General features: G+C 46.6%; 16 protein-coding genes. 10 read left to right on the top strand and 6 right to left on the bottom strand.

What is annotated here, in order from left to right; all coding sequences use genetic code 11:
- Window positions 1-81 precede the first annotated feature (81 nt).
- The 4 genes from ACT89M_RS21685 to msrA all read left to right on the top strand — a co-directional run bounded on the left by ACT89M_RS21685 (window position 82) and on the right by msrA (window position 4,207).
- Entirely contained in the window at window positions 82-1,533 is a 1,452-nt protein-coding gene (locus ACT89M_RS21685; RefSeq protein ID WP_253499936.1) for an RtcB family protein, read from the top strand.
- A 29-nt stretch (window positions 1,534-1,562) separates the two neighbouring features.
- Window positions 1,563-2,846: an AAA family ATPase gene (locus ACT89M_RS21680; RefSeq protein ID WP_154888561.1), complete on the top strand. Its 1,284-nt coding sequence runs from the start codon at window positions 1,563-1,565 to the stop codon at window positions 2,844-2,846.
- Window positions 2,847-3,209: 363 nt separating this feature from the next.
- A complete protein-coding gene (locus ACT89M_RS21675) occupies window positions 3,210-3,467 on the top strand; it encodes a GlsB/YeaQ/YmgE family stress response membrane protein (protein WP_090915436.1) in 258 nt (85 codons plus the stop codon).
- 224 nt (window positions 3,468-3,691) lie between these two features.
- Window positions 3,692-4,207, top strand: coding sequence for a peptide-methionine (S)-S-oxide reductase MsrA (gene msrA, locus ACT89M_RS21670; RefSeq protein WP_154887601.1), 516 nt, complete (start codon window positions 3,692-3,694; stop codon window positions 4,205-4,207).
- A 77-nt stretch (window positions 4,208-4,284) separates the two neighbouring features.
- Here msrA and ACT89M_RS21665 read toward each other — a convergent pair whose 3' ends face one another.
- The gene (locus tag ACT89M_RS21665) at window positions 4,285-5,568 is read right to left on the bottom strand and encodes a PQQ-binding-like beta-propeller repeat protein (protein ID WP_308723468.1); all 1,284 of its coding nucleotides are present in this window, start codon (window positions 5,566-5,568) and stop codon (window positions 4,285-4,287) included.
- A 239-nt stretch (window positions 5,569-5,807) separates the two neighbouring features.
- On the opposite strand from ACT89M_RS21665, the gene ACT89M_RS21660 reads away from it, so the two are divergent.
- A complete protein-coding gene (locus tag ACT89M_RS21660; RefSeq protein WP_154887605.1) occupies window positions 5,808-6,398 on the top strand; it encodes a restriction endonuclease in 591 nt (196 codons plus the stop codon).
- Window positions 6,399-6,523: 125 nt separating this feature from the next.
- Here ACT89M_RS21660 and ACT89M_RS21655 read toward each other — a convergent pair whose 3' ends face one another.
- A complete protein-coding gene (locus tag ACT89M_RS21655; RefSeq protein ID WP_308723469.1) occupies window positions 6,524-8,170 on the bottom strand; it encodes an RNA polymerase sigma factor in 1,647 nt (548 codons plus the stop codon).
- Between the two features lie 448 nt (window positions 8,171-8,618).
- On the opposite strand from ACT89M_RS21655, the gene ACT89M_RS21650 reads away from it, so the two are divergent.
- Window positions 8,619-8,900, top strand: a complete 282-nt coding sequence (locus tag ACT89M_RS21650) for a hypothetical protein (protein ID WP_253491875.1) — start codon at window positions 8,619-8,621, stop codon at window positions 8,898-8,900.
- 49 nt (window positions 8,901-8,949) lie between these two features.
- On the opposite strand, the gene fabV is transcribed toward ACT89M_RS21650, so the two are convergent.
- Window positions 8,950-10,146, bottom strand: coding sequence for an enoyl-ACP reductase FabV (gene fabV / locus ACT89M_RS21645; protein ID WP_090915423.1), 1,197 nt, complete (start codon window positions 10,144-10,146; stop codon window positions 8,950-8,952).
- Between the two features lie 246 nt (window positions 10,147-10,392).
- Here fabV and ACT89M_RS21640 point away from each other — a divergent pair, with 246 nt between their 5' ends.
- The 3 genes from ACT89M_RS21640 (at window position 10,393) to ACT89M_RS21630 (ending at window position 14,065) form a co-directional block, all read left to right on the top strand.
- Entirely contained in the window at window positions 10,393-11,676 is a 1,284-nt protein-coding gene (locus ACT89M_RS21640) for an XRE family transcriptional regulator (protein WP_154887611.1), read from the top strand.
- A gap of 988 nt (window positions 11,677-12,664) precedes the next feature.
- Window positions 12,665-13,084 carry a hypothetical protein gene (locus tag ACT89M_RS21635; protein ID WP_186809599.1) on the top strand — a complete coding sequence of 140 codons (420 nt, stop codon included), beginning with the start codon at window positions 12,665-12,667 and terminating at the stop codon, window positions 13,082-13,084.
- 186 nt (window positions 13,085-13,270) lie between these two features.
- Window positions 13,271-14,065, top strand: a complete 795-nt coding sequence (locus tag ACT89M_RS21630) for a hypothetical protein (protein ID WP_221790390.1) — start codon at window positions 13,271-13,273, stop codon at window positions 14,063-14,065.
- A gap of 178 nt (window positions 14,066-14,243) precedes the next feature.
- Here ACT89M_RS21630 and ACT89M_RS21625 read toward each other — a convergent pair whose 3' ends face one another.
- The 3 genes from ACT89M_RS21625 to ACT89M_RS21615 all read right to left on the bottom strand — a co-directional run bounded on the left by ACT89M_RS21625 (window position 14,244) and on the right by ACT89M_RS21615 (window position 16,880).
- A complete protein-coding gene (locus ACT89M_RS21625) occupies window positions 14,244-14,912 on the bottom strand; it encodes a hypothetical protein (RefSeq protein WP_308722940.1) in 669 nt (222 codons plus the stop codon).
- Between the two features lie 68 nt (window positions 14,913-14,980).
- Window positions 14,981-15,799, bottom strand: coding sequence for a class I SAM-dependent methyltransferase (locus tag ACT89M_RS21620; RefSeq protein WP_154887618.1), 819 nt, complete (start codon window positions 15,797-15,799; stop codon window positions 14,981-14,983).
- Between the two features lie 67 nt (window positions 15,800-15,866).
- On the bottom strand, window positions 15,867-16,880 hold the full coding sequence (locus tag ACT89M_RS21615) for a helix-turn-helix transcriptional regulator (RefSeq protein WP_222592164.1): 1,014 nt from the start codon (window positions 16,878-16,880) through the stop codon (window positions 15,867-15,869).
- Window positions 16,881-17,023: 143 nt separating this feature from the next.
- Between ACT89M_RS21615 and ACT89M_RS21610 the strand changes: the two genes are divergently transcribed.
- Window positions 17,024-18,457 carry a glycoside hydrolase family 1 protein gene (locus ACT89M_RS21610; RefSeq protein WP_253491886.1) on the top strand — a complete coding sequence of 478 codons (1,434 nt, stop codon included), beginning with the start codon at window positions 17,024-17,026 and terminating at the stop codon, window positions 18,455-18,457.
- Window positions 18,458-18,464: the final 7 nt, after the last annotated feature.

Raw genomic sequence — 18,464 nt, 5'->3', positions numbered from 1 at the left:
TATTTTTTACAAAACAACACGCGGCAAACTACATTTGCTGAACGGAACAGGAAGGAATTACAATCATTTATGAATAACGAAATGAACAATGTTGGAAATTTTAGCAACATGACTGAGGGTTATCGCCATCAAGTGATATTACCAGCGGGAGAACTTACCGTATATGCGGCACAGCAATTATTTTCTTCTCTGGACTACAAAGTATTCGAGATGGCTAACAATAATCTGCAGATTCCGGATATCTCTTATATGGGTTATACTCCGGACGTGCATGTCGGTGTAGGAACATGTATTGGGACGACGGCGGTATGGGAGGCACAGAGTGGATATGTATCACCTTCCATCGTGGGTAGTGATATCGGCTGTGGCATGCGAGTTCATCTGACCAATCTGCATAAGGATGATCTGAAAGATGTAAAGCTGCGCCGCAAATTGGTTAAAGCGATCGAAAAAGTGTTACCGATGGAAGCCAGCCAGCGAGGCCATTTTTCCGATATAAGATTAGAGCATATTGTGAAAAAAGGACTACACGGACTGCCGAAAAAATATATTCCGGATAGCTATACACCGAAAAAGTCGACTTCACTGACGCATGTGGAGAGCAGTAAGTTTACGTATGACGAGAATGTACTGAATCTTGTTCCGGATATGACCTGGCACCGTTCGCATCGTCAACTGGGGACGCTGGGGGGCGGGAACCATTTTGCCGAGATTCAGGCGATTGAGATTGCTGAGGAAAATCGCGAAGTAGCTGAGGCTTGGGGGCTTTATGATGGACAGATTGCTGTTATGATTCACTCTGGTTCCCGCGCTTGGGGCGGATATGTTAGCCAGACAAGTTCGACAGCGATTGCCAAAGTCATGCAGCGGCTGGGCCTTGGAACTTCCGATCCCCGATTGGTATTTGCCCCGCTGGAGCATGCGGAAGGCCGCCATTACGTCAACATGATGTATTCCGCATTGAATTATGCCGTAGTGAATCGCCATCTCATCGCTTATGCAATCCGGGAAGCATTCCGGGATGTATTCGGGTCAAAATGCGAATTTCGTACACTGTACGACCTGATGCATAACTATGCTTGGGAGGAATCCCATGCAGAGCGTGGTTCGGTGTTTGTACACAGGAAAGGGGCAACACGGGCATTGCCTGCAGGCCACCAGGATAATCCAAAACCTTACATGGCTACAGGCCATCCGGCTCTGATTCCTGGCTCGATGGGGACGGCCTCGTATATCATGGTCGGTCAGCCAGAAGGCTCAGACAACTATTATTCGATATGTCATGGTGCGGGCCGTGTACGGTCGCGTACCGCAACGAAACGTTTGGTGACGGTTGAAGATTTTGCTACAGCTCTTGGCGTAGGAACGGCGGACGAGATCGTTGTGAACCAGCGATCCTTGGAATCCATTATTGATGAATCACCTCAGGCGTATAAAAACGTTGATGAAATTATAGATAGTGTTACCGGCGCCGGACTGGCTCAAGTGGTAGCCAAATGTAAACCGCTTGCTGCGGTAAAGGGAGCGAAATGATGAACGATAACGATAAACAGATGAATCCAATGAACGAAACAAAAGCCATCTATTCCTACGACGAACAGCATGATACACGTATCCGGGTTGAAGGATACGCGGTCTATTCGAGACTGATTCGGGGAATTGGTGAGGCACTTCTAAAGCGTTACGGCGTTGAATACAAGTTGTATTCAAGTTCTGATCCAAACAACGAATATTGGGAACTGTTGCGGGAAGACTTGCAGAACGGAAGTGACGAGGTCGAGCTTGTTGCTCGTATCTTTGAGGATCTGGAGCTCCAAACGTTGCATTACGATGATGATGGAGATGTGCCAACATACGGTGTGCATTATTCCATCCGCAACAACGTATTTGCTTATCCCAAATGGGGCGTAGCTTTGGTACGGGTACCTTTTTTCCGAGAGAACGGGATCTATAGTGAAGACTTTGTGTTCGCTGTAGGGGATGAAGAGATGAAGCATTTCCTGGGAAGTGTAAGGGAACGCGAACGTCAGCAAAATATGAAAAAAGTAACGGTTTACACGGATGCCCGCAATGGCAGTGACCGTCATGTAGAGTCCATAACTCGTTCGGTAAGCCGAGAAGATGTAGTTCTCTCCGCACAGATCAAACAGGATATTTTCCGCTCGCTGGATCAGTTCTTTGAAGCGGATCGTTCCTTTTACCGGGACTATGACATCCCTTACAAACGCGGTATTCTGCTCTATGGGCATCCAGGGAACGGAAAAACAACGCTGGTGAAATCGATAGCAGGCAGTATTCCTGGACCGGCAGCTTATTGGCAAATTACGGAGTACACCAACAGCGAGTCTGTGCGTGAAGTTTTTGATGCAGCCAAACGACTGGCACCGATGGTGCTGATCATTGAAGATATCGACTCGATGCCGGATGAAGTTCGTTCCTTTTTCCTGAATACACTGGATGGTGCGACGTCGAAAGAAGGGATTTTCTTGATCGGTACGACAAACTATCCGGAAAAAATCGATCCAGGTCTCATGAACCGTGCCGGACGATTCGACCGGGCCTATGAGATTCCACTGCCTGATGAAGCTTTACGCTTGCAATATTTGCGGCAGCGTGGGTTTAGCGTGTTTGCAGGTGAAGAAGGGACGATCGAAGCGGCCCGCTTGACAGATACGTTCTCGCTTGCCCAACTCGGCGAATTGTATGTCAGCGTTGCGCTGGAGTGGCATCAAAACGGGCGAACCGATATTGTTCAGGTCATTCAGTCCATGCGGGGAGAACTGGACAAAAGTCATAAACATAATTGGCTTGCACAACCGGGCAAGGGTCGGGCTGGATTTTATTGATCTGTTATATGAGTCTTGTTTTCTGATCTAATACGTTGACTGATACCATTCTGATGGACTATAAAGTTTGGAGTATAAATGGTTCTGAGCCATAAATATAAATTCACCTTTACTGGGTATACTAACCTTGTCTTTGGTAACATACAATGACTCTCGGGAGGTACATATCGCAGCCATGTGCTGATGAGATGCCGGAAACTGACACGGCCTGTTGTCATGCCCTCGCAGAGCACCTGTTAGCAGAGAAAGAAGCATTTTGGACAATGGTAATATGCAACAATTTTTATGCCAGTTGTTTAAATGCCTTCGGAGCGGTTAATAGTAGTCAGACGCAACAAAAATTATAAAATAGAGGTGAATGATATGGGTTGGTTATGGTCATTAATTATCGGTGGTATCATTGGTTGGCTCGCAGGTCTGATTGTTGGTCGTGACATCCCAGGCGGTATTATTGGTAATATCGTTGCTGGTTTTATCGGTGGATGGTTAGGTGGAGTCATTCTTGGAGACATGGGTCCTGAGATGGGCGGATTCCACATTGTACCGGCATTGATTGGTGCGATTGTGCTTGTAGCGATTGTCAGCTTGATCTTCCGTTCGATGGGACGCAGCCGCGGGTAAACTAGAGCGAGCGATGTTCCTGATTAAGAAGTTATGGTGCAGCTGAAAGCTGTATGAACCATATCGATATGAATGCTTCCATGCGAAGCTGAATGAAGAGGTTGATGAAGAGCCATTGCGGTGGCTTTCCATCAACCTCTTGTTGTTTTACAATGTAGGAATATGAATGCGTGTCTGAGCTAATGCTTTCATGATATTGTTTTGAACCAGAGGAGTTGAATGGAATGGAAAAAGCAACGTTTGCTGGCGGATGTTTCTGGTGTATGGTTACCCCGTTTGAGGAACAACCAGGCATCCACGGTATCGTATCAGGTTATACAGGTGGCCATGTCGAAAATCCGACCTATGAGCAGGTGAAGACTGGGGAAACAGGGCACGTGGAAGTCGTGGAGATTACATTTGATCCAGATGTATTCCCTTACGAGCGCTTATTAGAATTATACTGGCCTCAGATTGACCCCACGGATGATGGAGGACAGTTTCAGGATCGAGGATCGCAGTATCGTACCGCCATCTTTGTACACAATGAACGCCAGCGGCAGCTTGCCGAGCAATCCAAACAGGAACTCGCGGCCAGTGGGCGGTTCAATCAGCCCATCGTGACCGAGATTCGGGATGCTGTTACTTTTTACCCGGCAGAGGATTACCACCAGGACTATCACAAGAAAAACGAGAAGCATTACAAGGAAGACCGGGCACTGTCCGGTAGGGACGAATTCATTAACGAGAATTGGAAATAAGAGAAGCCGGAGAGCACCGCGAGGAGCTGTTCCGGCTTTTTCTTGACTAAAGCTATGTCAGGTAAGAGCAACATTCATTATTTAGGCGACGACGACTTGAGTGCATACTTAGAAAGAGCTTCACCCTTCATCGAATAGATCACATCATTCATATAAGTGGAGATACTTTCTAATGAAGGAACAGCAGTGCTGACGGTGTACACATGCACGTCTTCCAATGTCTGTGGGTTCAGAATATATCCTGTTTTAGCAAAATCAAGCTGGTATTGCCCGTCTTGTGTTCGGTCCACATGCATGAGCACAGGCTGAGCATCCTTGAACATACGCTCCGTCACTTTGCCTTTCATCGTGTATAACTCAAGCTTTGAGCCAGTGAGCACGGTGTACCCATTACCCGCTGTTTGAATATACGCATCTCCGGCGATTGCACGCCCCCATGCAAGCTTGCCATCCGAACCAAATCCCATCAACCGATTGCCGGTGGTTTCGAAGTTGGCACGCATCAGGACGGAACCATCATCCAGAATCGCCAGAGCTTCACCGCCGCCATCTCCTTGTGTATTAGCATCAGCCGGGAATTGATAGAAGGACAGACGGTTTAATGAGGTGTCATAGATTTCAACTTTCGGATTGGCAACCGGTTGCCAGAAGTTTCCCGACTTGACCTGTTTGCTAGCATCGACAACAATCCTGCCCTGAGCTGCTTTGAGTACAGTGCCTGCAATTGTTTTTTCGGTCAACAGCTTACCTTTTTGGTCATAAAGAGAAAGGGTAGAACGCACAGAGCCATTGGATTGTACGCCCTGACTTGTAGCGACCAGTAGATTATCGTTATCCATGAGCGAGATGTTAGCTGACGAATTCACGGTTTTCACCCAGTTGGTCTTGCCGGACGTATTAAACGAATATAATTTCTTGCTTTTATCCGAATACTCCATATATACGTAGGCCGTACCGTTGCTTGCATATACAGAATTGGAGTAGGTTGTATAAGGGCCACTTTTCTCATGGAAAATAGTGCTCCACTTGAGCTGTCCTGTTTTGGCATCCAGTGCCTGAAGCGAATCGAGCTGCCAGTCCAGCGTTGTTTTGCTACTGGTTTTGGTTACGGGCTGAGAAGTGTGTACATATACCAGATTTTTAGCAGGTACAGCGTAAATGTTCCTGATCATGACGTCTTTCTCCGTATTAGCCTCATTTAACATGAGGGAGGAGGAGGTCCATGCCGGTTTAGACAAGGATTCTGTGGACGCCGCCGCGTATCCTGTAGTTGTATTCATGTTCAAGAGCAGCATGCCACTGAGCAAAAGAACGGCCCAAGTTGTGGATTTGCGTTTGCGATTCGTATAAGTAGTATGCAAGTGATAAACCACCTTTCGTCTTCGGTAAAATAACACCGATTGTAGAATTCTACCATTGATTTCTAGTGTAATTCAACCGAACACGCTGTAACCTTTTTACACCACGGATGTGATAATGCAATGTTAAAAGAGGTGAAACAGTTACAGGGAATTCATCTTCTTTAGAAGACCTTTAAAGTTTGATATATTTAGGGCTGTGACAAGAGAAATACGAAGTAACGATGACGAGGAGAAGCGGCATGAATTGGAGTGAAAACATCATCTTATGGGTTATCGCAGGCATTGTCCTGTTGTTGCTGTTAACCTGGATGACTCGGCGGATCATTTATCGTGGGCAACGCATACGAAGTGAGGCGAATCCCCAGAAAATCACGATAAAGGATATCGATAAAATGGAGGATGGATCAGAGTTTGAATTATATCTCTTCAATCTGTTCGAGCGCCTCGGTTATGAAGAGGTTCACAAAACGACGAGCAGCCGGGATTTCGGTGCAGACCTCGTGTTTGTGGATAGACTGGGCAGACGCACGGTGGTACAGGCCAAACGCTACGGTGCCAATCATCCTGTTGGTCTTAGCGCGGTGCAAGAGATTTATACCTCCATTCGTTATTATGAGGCGGATCGATCCATTGTACTGACTTCTGCCCGGTACACGGAGGCTTGCCGCACGCTGGCTGCGGTGAATGAGGTAAAACTGCTGGATCGCGAGGACTTGATCGAGCTGATTGCCCTGTTTAAGTCGCGCAGGCTGGACGAAGCGATGGAACTGATCGAAGAGCATGACCACGAACCCATTGAGACGTGGCAGTCTCGGCGCAAGCGATCTTGATGTCAGTAAGGTAAAGGAGAAATCCGGCATATATAATTGCGATTGAAAACTACCCATGACGCACATGCATCATGGGTAGTTTTCAATCATTTTCATACGTTCTTCGTATACAATTCCGAAGCGACTTACTTGACTGGTCCCATCCAGGTTGAAATCGTCTTCTGCTGGTGCGGCAACGGCGGTTTCAGCTTCCCGTTATCGATCAAATGCTTCAAAATATAAGCGACCAGCCGGCCTCCGCCGGTGTTGCCTCTCACCATGTAAGCAAGCTGCGGCTCCAAATGTTTCGGCTGATTTTGCAGGAACAGGTTGAGCATTTTGTCATAGAGCTTGCCGACAGCAGGCGCATACAGAGCGGACAAATCCGGCATTGCCTTGTTCAACCGATCCAACGTTTGCGGAGAGTCAAACCAAACCGCATTGAACTTGTACCCCTCCTTCGTCTTGCGGATGTATCCTTTCTCCAGCAGGAACGAATACTGCTCGGCGTTCTCTTCGTTGTCGGGCAGTTCCCCTTGTTGGAACGCATGACAAATCTCGACATTCCGGTATTCCAGGAAACGCCAATCCGTCTCGCGGTCGCTCCAGTAAGTATTGAATTGCCATAAGTATAAAGGAGTGTCTTCGACGTAGCGGAGCGACGGACCGAAGGTGACGTAACTACCCATATCAAAACCCGGATCGGCATAGTGGCTTCGATCTAACGCCGCATAGGCAATATATTGACCACCGTCTTTTCGAATTGGTGCGACCGCATCGAAGTTTTCGCCCGCTGGCATGCTCCGCCAGGATTGCTCCTCGATGTTTTTGGGCAGCAAGGTCCAGAGCAGGAAGTTATAGTCGCCATCCGGAACGTACACTCCGCTATCCTCGACTTGATGGCGAACTTCCATTAACGCGTCAAAATGAACATCGGCTACTTCGGCAGCGCAATCTTGCCAAAATGCATGACCAGCTACGGCCAACTCGAAGAGGTCCCAGACGATGGTATTGCTTTGGTATTTGCCGGGAGAGGTTTGGATGAGAAAATTGTAATCAGTTAGGTGCCGGACTTCGCCTTCCAACAAAGACGGCGGCATTCCCAGTTCCTCCGCGATTTGATGTACGGTGCGCGCCTTGTGATAAGCCGCATAAACGATATTTTGCGCCAAGGCGCGTCCAAGAAAATCGTTGGTTTCGCCCAGTCTGCCGGCCGAACCCGAATGGCCCATTTCCCCCATGCTGACCGGATTGACACTTAAAGTTCCTGTTGTACGCATACGTTTCATCCCTTTCCGTAACTTCTTTTTAGCCTCGCTCAAATGCCACTTCACCGTGCCTTCAGGAATGTTCAGAGCAATCGCGATATCGCCGATTTTAAACTCATCGTAGTAGTGCATGACCACGATCCGGCGATGGATGTCGGACAGAAACGCGACTTCTCGGCGCAGCTCCCGTGAAGCTTCGGTTGCCAGTAGCCGGTCAAGCGGCTCCCGGGAAGGGGCGGCAGACAATTCAGACATACCGTTGATTTCAATCACTTGGGGAGCGTGCTCGCGCTTTTTCAACCAATTCACCCAAGTGTATCGAGCAACCGTCCAGACGTAAGCGTCAAGGCTTCTAATGTCTCGCACCCCAGAGAAGGATTTCAACAACTGCAGCATAATCTCCTGAGCCAGATCCTCCGCCTCGGCCCGGTGCTTGACCCGGTTTAACGCATAACCGAAAATCGGTTTGACATAGCTCCGAATCGCTTCCGCGGCTTCTTTTCCGTTATTACTGATTGAATCCATTTTTTCCTCCATATTTGCATCTGTAATTCCTGACAATTATATAGTGTGCCAGGAGAAATAAAGGTTGGGATTATTTTTTTTATAAAATTGGACGTCCTACTGGATTACTCATACATATGTATTTACAAAGATCATAAGTAGGTCACTTCAATGGTTAAAGAGACGTTATGACTTTTTGTTAAACAAGTTTAAGATTACTTAGATGTAAAGGCCTCAATTTTAGTATATAAAGATAGTTCTTTTCCGTTCAACTATGGGAGGTTACAAACTAGGAGCAGGAGCCCAAGTTTTTCTTTGAGTACTTGGAATACTCCTTCGTTCCTTAGTTAACGAGGAGTGGTCTCGATTGTATACGGATATATATGAGTTTGGGCTGGTTGCACCTTCACTTGCAACGTTACACATGATATATTGAACGTAGTTCAACTGAAGGAGTGTGTTCATCATTATGGCACGTACACAGACACAAAAGGCACTACGCAAAGCAGAGCGGTCCGGACAATGGACCCCAGAGCAAAGCCGCAGAGTGAATGGAAATTATGGCGCATTATCGCAACATGTTCGCTTGACACCAACCAAGAACGAAAAATTGCAAAAGGTCAAACACAAGAAGCAAATCATCCAGGATGGTGGTGCTTCTTTTTATTTTATCTTCGAGCCGAGTAGGTCAGGAAAAGGTGATGAATGTGTGCGTGGATGGAAGGAGACGTACGGAGACGTATGGAAATAAAAAAAGGAGAAGCATGGAATCTCCTCCTTGGATGCAATATACATTAAACTTATGACTGAACGAGATGAAGTACTTCCACGTTTGGATCCACATCGGCCTCATAATCGACGCCATCGGTTTCGAAACCAAACAGCTGGAAGAACTCGCGGCGGTAACCTTCAAGATCGGACAGGTCATAGATATTCTCGCTCGTAAGATCGTTCCAGATCTTCGCCACTTCTTCCTGTACGTCTGCTCTCATCTCCCAATCATCGATCCGAATGCGTCCTTGCTCATCTGTTGGCACTTCACCCCCAGCGTACAGACGATCCGCAAACAGCCGTTGCAACTGTTCGATGCATCCTTCATGCAGTCCTTTTTCCTTCATCACTTTATACAATGCGGAAATATATAGTGGCACAACTGGAATAGCCGAGCTGGACTGTGTAACCAGTGCTTTGGCTACGGTAACGTAGGCACGTCCGCCTTTTGCGCTCAGTTGCTCATGCATTTTGCGCGCCGTTGCTTCCAGATGATCTTTCGCTTGACCGATGGAGCCTTCACGATAAATTGCTTGTGTCAGCTCAGGGCCGATGTAAGAGAAGGCAATCGTTGTTGCATTGTCTGCGAGTACACCGCCTTGCTTCAGTGCATCCATCCACAGTTCCCAGTCTTCTCCGCCCATAACGTTAACCGTCTGACGAATCTCTTCTTCTGTCGCTGTTTCGAGAGTCACTGAAGTGATCTCACCTGTATGGAAATTGACGGTTTTGTTGGTGTACGCTTGTCCGATCGGCTTCAGCACGGAGTTGGACACTTCGCCTGTATTTGGATCGGTACGGCGTGCCGAAGCAACGCTGTATACGACCAGATCCACTTGACCCAATTCGCTGCGAATCAGTTCAACAGCTTTATCACGGGTTTCATTGGCAAAAGCATCGCCGGTGATGCTGTAGGATTTAAGACCTGCGGCATCCGCAGCTTTCTCAAATGCCGCAGAGTTATACCATCCAGCAGAAGCTGTTCGTTTATCCGTAGAGCTGGAGGGACGGTAAATACCAATTGTATTAGCGCCTGCTCCAAAAGCGGAGACGATGCGCGAAGCCAGTCCGTAACCTGTGGACGCGCCGATGACGAGCACATTGCGGGGGCCTTGAATCTCTGGCTTGGATTTTACATAATTAATCTGCTCCTGCACTTGTGCCGCACAGCCGACAGGATGAGAAGTTGTACAAATAAAACCACGTGTTCTTGGTTTAATAATCATTGTTGTGGCACCCTTTCGTGTTCAATTCATGTGTAACATTGGATCGATTCATCATGCTTTTTTCGTACATTGTACGTATACATCCTCCCTATTGTAAAACAATTACGTTCGAAACGGAAACCGTTTCGTCAATTTTACTGGAAGGATAGTACGGGGGTGGCAATTCGGCTTTCATTTTGGGATGATGAGATGATAGACTCGCTATAGAGAAAGAGTAGACTGTCATAATGAAAGGATAGACCTGTTATGCTGAAAGAACGGATCGAGTTTTTGAGCAAACGAAAACAAATCTCACGTAAAGACCTCGTAGAAGGTCTGGTTACGCAGGCGCATTTTGCAAACATCCTGGCAGAGCGTTATCCACTGCCTGAGGATTTGGCCGAGAGTATTGCTGAGCGCTTGGGTGTAAGCTCCTCCTATCTTTTGCGGACAGCAGTGCAGGATGAACAGACATTGGCACGAGCAGAAGCGATCTTTGTACAAATGTCGGTTCCAGCCTCGGCGATCCCGGAGGAAACGGTACATGCACTGGAGGATCGGGATGATTCACTTACGGTAGAACTGACGACTGCTTTGATGAAGGCAGTGTATTACCAGCAGTTAAATGACGCCGCCGCGCATGAATATATACATACCTCGTATCTGAATTTTTATTTGGAGAAGTATGGCCGCCCGGATGACGTGCAGCTACCTGAGCCGCTTACGAAAGCTTTGCTATTTTACAAAATCCAATATTACCGATCCAAGCAGGCGTATGTGGACGTGCTCACTCATGTGACAAGACTGAGCGCCTTGACGGAGCCAGGAAGCGAGCTATGGCTGTCGATCCAAAATATCCAGATAGAGGCATACATTCATACCCGGCAGTATGAGGATGCGAAGCGCACATTTGAGCAGACGATGAAACATGTGTATGACCAGCGGTTGTTTCATCGTTTGTCTGGTCTGTATGTGGCATACAGCGGGTATTGCTTTACGATGGGATTGTTGCAGGAAGCTTTGTCCGCATTGTCGATGGCTGAGGCGAATCTGGTTTACGCCGGAAATCAGGGAGACTTGGTGACGGCCATTGCGAACAATCGAATTGTCATGTTGACGATGTCAGGGGAGTTAGATCAGGCACAGGCTGAGATTGAGCGTTTCGAAAGCTTGCTTCAGGGAGAAACGAATGAGACGCAACAGGCGATGAAGCCGTTGCTTTTGGTCTATCGCTGTGAGGTTGCCTCCGCTCGGAAAAGCTGGGGCATGCTGGCGCAAAGTGTGGATCAACTGTTAAGTTGTGTTGTCACAGAGGATCAGCGAATGAACGCGATTTTTTATCAAAGTCAGCTGGCGCTCGCACACGGAGAACAGGACACCTTTATAACTCAAGCCCTGGCTTGTCTGTCGTATTTTGAGTCTGTGCAGCAACCGCTACGCCTGGAATCCCTATATGAAGGATTGGCTGTGGTGAGTGAGGATCAGCGGCGGTACAAAGAGGCGGCAGGTTATTATCGCAAGCTGGTGTATTTGCTACGGAGAACGAAGTAAAGGTTAAGTTTTAAGGCCGGTTGGGGCAGGTAAGGTAAGGTAAGGTAAGGTAAGGTAAGTAAGGTAAATCGATTGAAGTTTGGAGGAAGGGAAAGCAGTGCAGGCATAAGGTGATCGGTTAAGGGAAATTAGGAAGTAGAAGGATAAGATAGAACAGATAGAGTAGGTCTGGAACGTATTGTGTATCGTAAGGATCGGACCGCTTGGCTAGATGCAGTAATGTAAAGGGATATAGATTGTAGCAGGGTAAGGTAAGGCAATGAGACAGGACAAGCAAAAGGTGAATTAAGAGTAGAGTAGATTAAGACAAGCCAGGATAGGACAATACAAGGAGGTTTATTTTCTAACGATCACCAGCGACGCTATTTCTGCGAATTTCAGGCATTTGGTATCCTAACGATCACAGTGGAGCTTATTTTAGGAAAATCAGTGCCAAATTGGACTTTTTCTTTGTTTTTCAGTGAAATAAGCTCTCTGGTGATCGTTACAATTTCAGAAAGGCCTATTTTGCTCAAATAAGCTTATCTGAGATCGTTAGAATAAATAAATGGGTTGCAAAGCTTCAACTTTTCAGTAGAATATTTTAAATATTGAAGATATATGTGTGTGAATTTTGTGCGGTAGATGGCAGATGTATGCTGTAAGTTTGTCTTTATTGCTGAATGTTTGCTAGATAAGCATCTTTAATAGAGCTAAGGTGCCGAGTGTGCATTCGTCTAAAAATAGGAATTTGACTACTCTGAGTAACTGTAATCAGAGCCAAGTAACGGACAAATTCACAAAAATAAATGGCTTACTCCTCATTGAGTCGGTTAGAACAACGTTTTTATTGAGAAAAAGCAAGCATAGCTACAAATAAATTGATGGAAAGCCGTCTCCAGCAGGACATTTATTCGGTTCTTTTGTATGTGTCCAGATCGGTATTCATACGGGCTATGTTGTGTTTATAATTAATCATACCCAATAAAAAACAAATGAGGTGTTCGATATGATGGGATGGTTTACACGTAAAAACAAACAGGAAGATGCGGTTGCCAAAGCGGATCGCGTAATGAACAAAGGGCTTACGGGCATGATGATGAAAGGATTTGTACCAAAGGAACATCGGGATGCCATCAACCAAAGTTTGGACTCGGCTAAGCAGGCACAACTCGCTGCAAGCGGATCGTTGCCTCTGACAGCAACTGGAACCGTGATCAGTGTAACGGATACGGGAAAATTAATTAATTTTGATCCCATTGTGGTGCTTGTACTTGAAGTTACTGAAACGGGTGGTCACACGTATCAACGCACAATGGAAACACTTGTATCCAAGCTGCAGATTCCGCGTGTGGGTGATCGTGTCGGTTTGGGACAGCATCCGGCGAATCCTTCTGAACTGATCTATATGGGACTTCTTTCGGTTTAGGTGGATTCATAGCGATAGATATTAATGCGACTATTCCGAATATAGGAAAAAATTTGAATTATTAGTTTACGTGTTACAGATAACAACGCAAAGGAAACATACACACCGAAGATATAACAAAAGATATCAAATAGTAAAAAGTAAAAAGATTTATACAGCATAAATTAGATAGATAGGGTGATAGAGATGAGTCGTTTTTTTAGAGTAATTGGCTTACTGATGGTATTTGGGACAGGATTTTCCCCGTTCATAGCTCAGTGGCTGTGGGATGATCCGTTTATGGTCATGCAGGCGTGGTGGTTTAAACCGATGCTTTTTGGAGGAATTGGTTTACTGGTCATTTCGTCTATATTCGGTACAAGTTTGGGTCAGCGCAAGATCAAATCAGGATTGCCGGCAGTGGGTGTGATCCAAAGCATTCAGCAGACGGGTACCTATATTAATGAGCAGCCGGAAGTGAAAATGATGCTGAAGGTGTCTCGTCAAGGCCGGGAAACATATGATACAGATTTAAGAACCATTATTCCTCTGACTTCGCTGTCTCAGTTTCAGCCGGGAGCTATCATTCCGCTTGTCGTTTCCGAGAAAGATGAGCGCAAAGTCGGGCTGGATCAGCATGGAACCGTGTCGCAAGAGCATATGCAGCAACTGTTGAATGAAAAGATGATGCAACAAGGTATAGCACCGGAAATGGTAGATATCGCACGTACAGGAGAGAAGGGGTTGGCTAAAATTCTCGACGTTACCCCTATGGGAAGTGGACAGAATGGCAACATCAAGTTACAGCTTAAACTTAGTATTACGAAGCCAAATGGTGAAACCTTTGAGGTGATTACGCAAAAAGAAATCCTGCCTTCTGCCATGTCACAGGTTCAGCAGGGACATATCATTAACGTATTTTATTCGCCGCAGGACCCTTCCAAAGTGGCCCTTGCTCTTCAAGTGCAGGAACAACAGTTAAATCATCTTTTCTCGTCTTAATATTCTCATCTTGATCTGCTTATCCTTAGCATCACTTTAAAAAAGCTGTACAAAATGGAACTGTAGCATTCTCGCGGTTCATTTCAGGAAATTAGAGTTATATATTCGAGCGCCCTCCCCAAGTCAAAGCGGACGATGAACGGGAACGGCGCTCTTTATTTATATCTCTACAATTAAATTAAGAACGAGTGCTTGAAGAAGAGCGCATCAGCATTTCCCGGAAAGAGTGAAAAAGAGGCTGTGCGTAGTGTTCAAGCTGCTCCCGGCTGGGCTGTCCCTCTTCTGTTAATATATCGTGATCGAACCACACGACAGCATAATCATTGTCATCATTTGGTTTACTCGAATCCCAGCAGACAGGCCCCGCATGATCTTCATAGGAGGCAAATGGAATATATCCCGCCTTAACCAGTAATTCCGATGATGACCAGAGGTTTCGTAATTCCCGCAGGGGGTAGTCAGAAGGTAGATTCGGTAATTCGATCGTAAATCCTTCATAGCGAAGATACACATTCAGAACATATCGGCTACTCAGATAGGCCATATAGAGCGGCGGCAGAGAGAAAGAAGAGCTATGCGTGTCCGAACCAGACTTAACATAACTAGCAACTAATTCGTTGATCTGATCTACCGTAACCTTCGAGTCTAGCATTTTCCAGCGAACCCATTCTTCTTCATCAACCTCACCATCCTGCATATCCGAAGGCACGCCATAGTCCTCTTCTTCCATTTTGGCCGGATGAGACATGAGCATATCCCGGTGAGGAGAATCAAAATATGTGTCAAGCCAGCTTTTGATGAAAAGTCGATCTCGTTCCAGCACCTCTTTGTTAATCAGAGTGGTCACAACCCTTCAAGATTCATAATCCTTATATTTTTTATCTTCTTATTCTTATATCCTCGTATGCTTTTATTTTAAACGATACCGGTTCGCATGCGATAGGAGAACAGCACTTCTTTTGATTTTCCGTCAAAAACAAGCTCTGCCCGGCGTCTGAAATCGTCCGCCATGTCATTCAATTCTGTGGCGCCCAGCTTCAAAGCTGTCTGGAGTCCGCCTTGGCTAAGAGCCAGGTTGGCATAACGCTCAGCTGTGAATGGCTCCTGATGATGGAACATAATTTCTCGGCTGTAACGGAACAGCCCGGATTGCTGGATCTGCTGTAAATGGCCTTCTTTGCTCCATTTATGTGCTTGTTGCTCTGTACTCGATAGACGTGAGGCGAGTTCATCCGCTGTACTCACCAGTTGCCGGTATGCTACTTCAAGTTGCCAGTCTAATACAGGCGGCCAGTCACAGTCGTAGGCAGCAAAAATACCGCCTGGACGCAGTACCCGTGCGAACTCGCGTAAGGTGGATTCCGGCTCCATCCAGTGAAACGACTGGGAGCAGGTCAAAATATCTACACTATCATCAGGAAGGCCGAGGTCATGAGACATTCCCGCCGCAAAGCGAAGTTGATCCGGTTTGCCTGCAGCTTCCCATTTCGCAATGCCAACGGAGCGCATATCCTCGCTAGGTTCCACGCCGATTACTCGCTCGGCATAATCCAGCCAGATCCAGGTGGATAAACCTGTACCACAACCGACATCAGCCACGAAGTGTGGCCTTTTGCCCAGATAATGAGTCAAAATATCGACGACTTCGCGGGGAGCAGCGGGTCTGTTTTGATCATACAGTGTGCCAAATCCTTTAAAGCGTTCTACGTTATTGTGTCTGATCTGCTGATTCATGTATGTCCTCCCAACATCGCTAAATTCCTGTCGATCCTAATTTAAAATGAAATGGTATAGATGCATACTATATTGTACCATCATCCTCGGTTTTGTGCCCATCATCTTCCAGTAAAAGCGCGACGGCCTCTTGATGTCTGCGAAGTAACTCTTTGCGCACCGTCAAAGGTGAGATCACCTTTATTTTTGAGCCAAAGGAGAGTAAGAATGAATAAAGCTGTTCACCCTCATCAATTGGAATAGAAACCCTTAGTTTCCCATCCGCTTCTTGCTGAATAATGGCGGGATCCAGCAGATCGTAAACACGATAAGCGATCGTTTGTTCAAACAGAAGTTCGATCAGAGTCTGTTTCTCAGACGGCTGGTTAGACTGTATCTTGATGTCTTGGTTTTCTCCGTGATAAGGTTCTTCTTTGACTCTATCTCCCTCCCCTGTCGATGGCCGAGTATGCTCATATGCGCCGGGCACAAAGCGAAGTTTCGTGATCCGTTTGATTTTGTACGTGACGAAGGTGTCGGGCGAATTGGATGTCATAGGCTGGGGTTGCTTTAGACCCTTGAAGTACCATGTATTGTTTTTAAAAATAAGCTTCACCGGCAACGCCGTCTCCTCACTCGCTTCTCCATTGGAATCGATATAGTGAAATGCGAGCAACTGACTTGCGAATATCGCCTGTTTCACCTGATTAAACAGTTGCATCTCTTGCTCGGGAATACTGCCCCACGGAGAATACTCAAATTCAATCCAGTCCAGTTTATGATCAAAAAGGGTCGTTAACCTGCCCAGCATCCGGGCGCTGTTCAGATGAGGAATGGCGCTGACGCTGTACAAGCCGAGCAAAATTTCATTCTGTTCATCCTCGCTCAGCAACGACTTGTCCATGACATAGTGATCCATCAGATGAATGCCGCCGTGCTTGCCCGTTGTTGTATAGACGGGGATGCCTGCAGCACTCAGGCGGTCAATGTCCCGGTATACGGTGCGAACCGAGATTTCGAACAGGCGCGCAAGCTCCGGGGCGGTCGTTTTCTTTTTTTCCAGCAACAGCAACAACATTCGGAATAATCGGTTATGTTCCATGAACAAATTATATCATGACAACCCTTGTCAGGGTATGGGTGCTACACTTGGACTATAACGTTATAGTTCTCAGCGTATTTCAGTGGATTGAAGATCATAGACGTGCTCTAGTAGCCGTCAACATATAGAGGAGGAAACGCATCATGAAAATGAAAGATGGATTCTTTTGGGGCGGCGCAACGGCTGCCAATCAGTTTGAAGGCGGATGGAATAAGGATGGCAAAGGGCCAAGCACATCGGATATGATGACAGGCGGAACGCATACCACGCCGCGCCGAATTACACCTGTTCTTGAAGAGGGCACGTATTATCCGAGCCATGAAGCGGTTGATTTTTATGGACATTATAAAGAAGACATTGCGATGATGGCCGAGATGGGTTTCAAAATGTTCCGCATGTCGATCAACTGGTCTCGCATCTACCCGAACGGTGACGATCTGGAGCCAAACGAAGAGGGTTTGAAGTTCTATGATAACGTCTTTGCCGAGTTGAAAAAACACAATATCGAGCCATTGGTGACGATCTCCCACTACGAGACACCGTTTGGCCTGACACAAAAATATAACGGCTGGGCTTCTCGTGAAGTGATCGAGTTTTACATCCGTTATTGTACAACCCTCTTCAATCGTTATAAGAACCAGGTGAAATACTGGCTAACCTTTAACGAAATTAACTGTCTGACAATGCCGCTTGGTGCATATATGGCAGGTGGATTGTTGTTTGAAGGTAAAGAAACATTGACGGACGGCGTAGATCAGCCACAGACTCGGTTCCAAGCGCTGCATCATCAATTCGTGGCCAGTGCCAAAGCAGTGAAGCTGGGACACGAGATCAACCCGGATTTCAAAATCGGCTGTATGGTTGCTTTCATGACAACGTATCCGAACACGTGCAACCCGGATGATATTTTGCTTGCACAGAAGAAAGATCAACTGTCCAACATGATCTGTGGCGATGTACAGGTTCGGGGAGCGTATCCGGGATTTGCCAAACGTTTCTTCGCAGAAGAAGGCATTGAAATTCAAATGCAACCGGAAGATGAGCAGACGCTGCGCGAAGGCTGTGTAGATTTCTACTCCTTCAGTTATTACATGTCTCTCGTGGAAAGTGCGGATGCATCGCTGGATCGAGCGGAAGGAAATCTACTGGGTGGTATCAAAAACCCATATCTTGAGGCCTCCGATTGGGGCTGGCAGATCGATCCGAAAGGACTACGCTATACGCTGAACCACCTCTATGATCGTTATCAGGTGCCATTAATGGTTGTGGAAAATGGTCTGGGTGCGGTTGATGTAATTGAAGAAGACGGCTCCATTCAGGATGACTACCGGATTGATTATCTGAAAGGTCACATTGAGCAGATGAAAGAAGCGGTTGCAGACGGCGTTGATCTCATTGCCTATACGATGTGGGGCTGTATTGACCTTGTAAGTGCATCGACTGGTGAGATGAAGAAACGTTATGGTTTCATTCATGTCAACAAAGATAATGATGGCAACGGTGACTTGAGCCGTACACCGAAGAAAAGCTTCTACTGGTACAAAGATGTAATTGCTTCTAATGGAGAGAAGTTATAAAAAAGAG

This window comes from Paenibacillus sp. NN59 (assembly GCF_057597225.1).
This window is presented reverse-complemented; position numbering and strand designations above follow the sequence as displayed.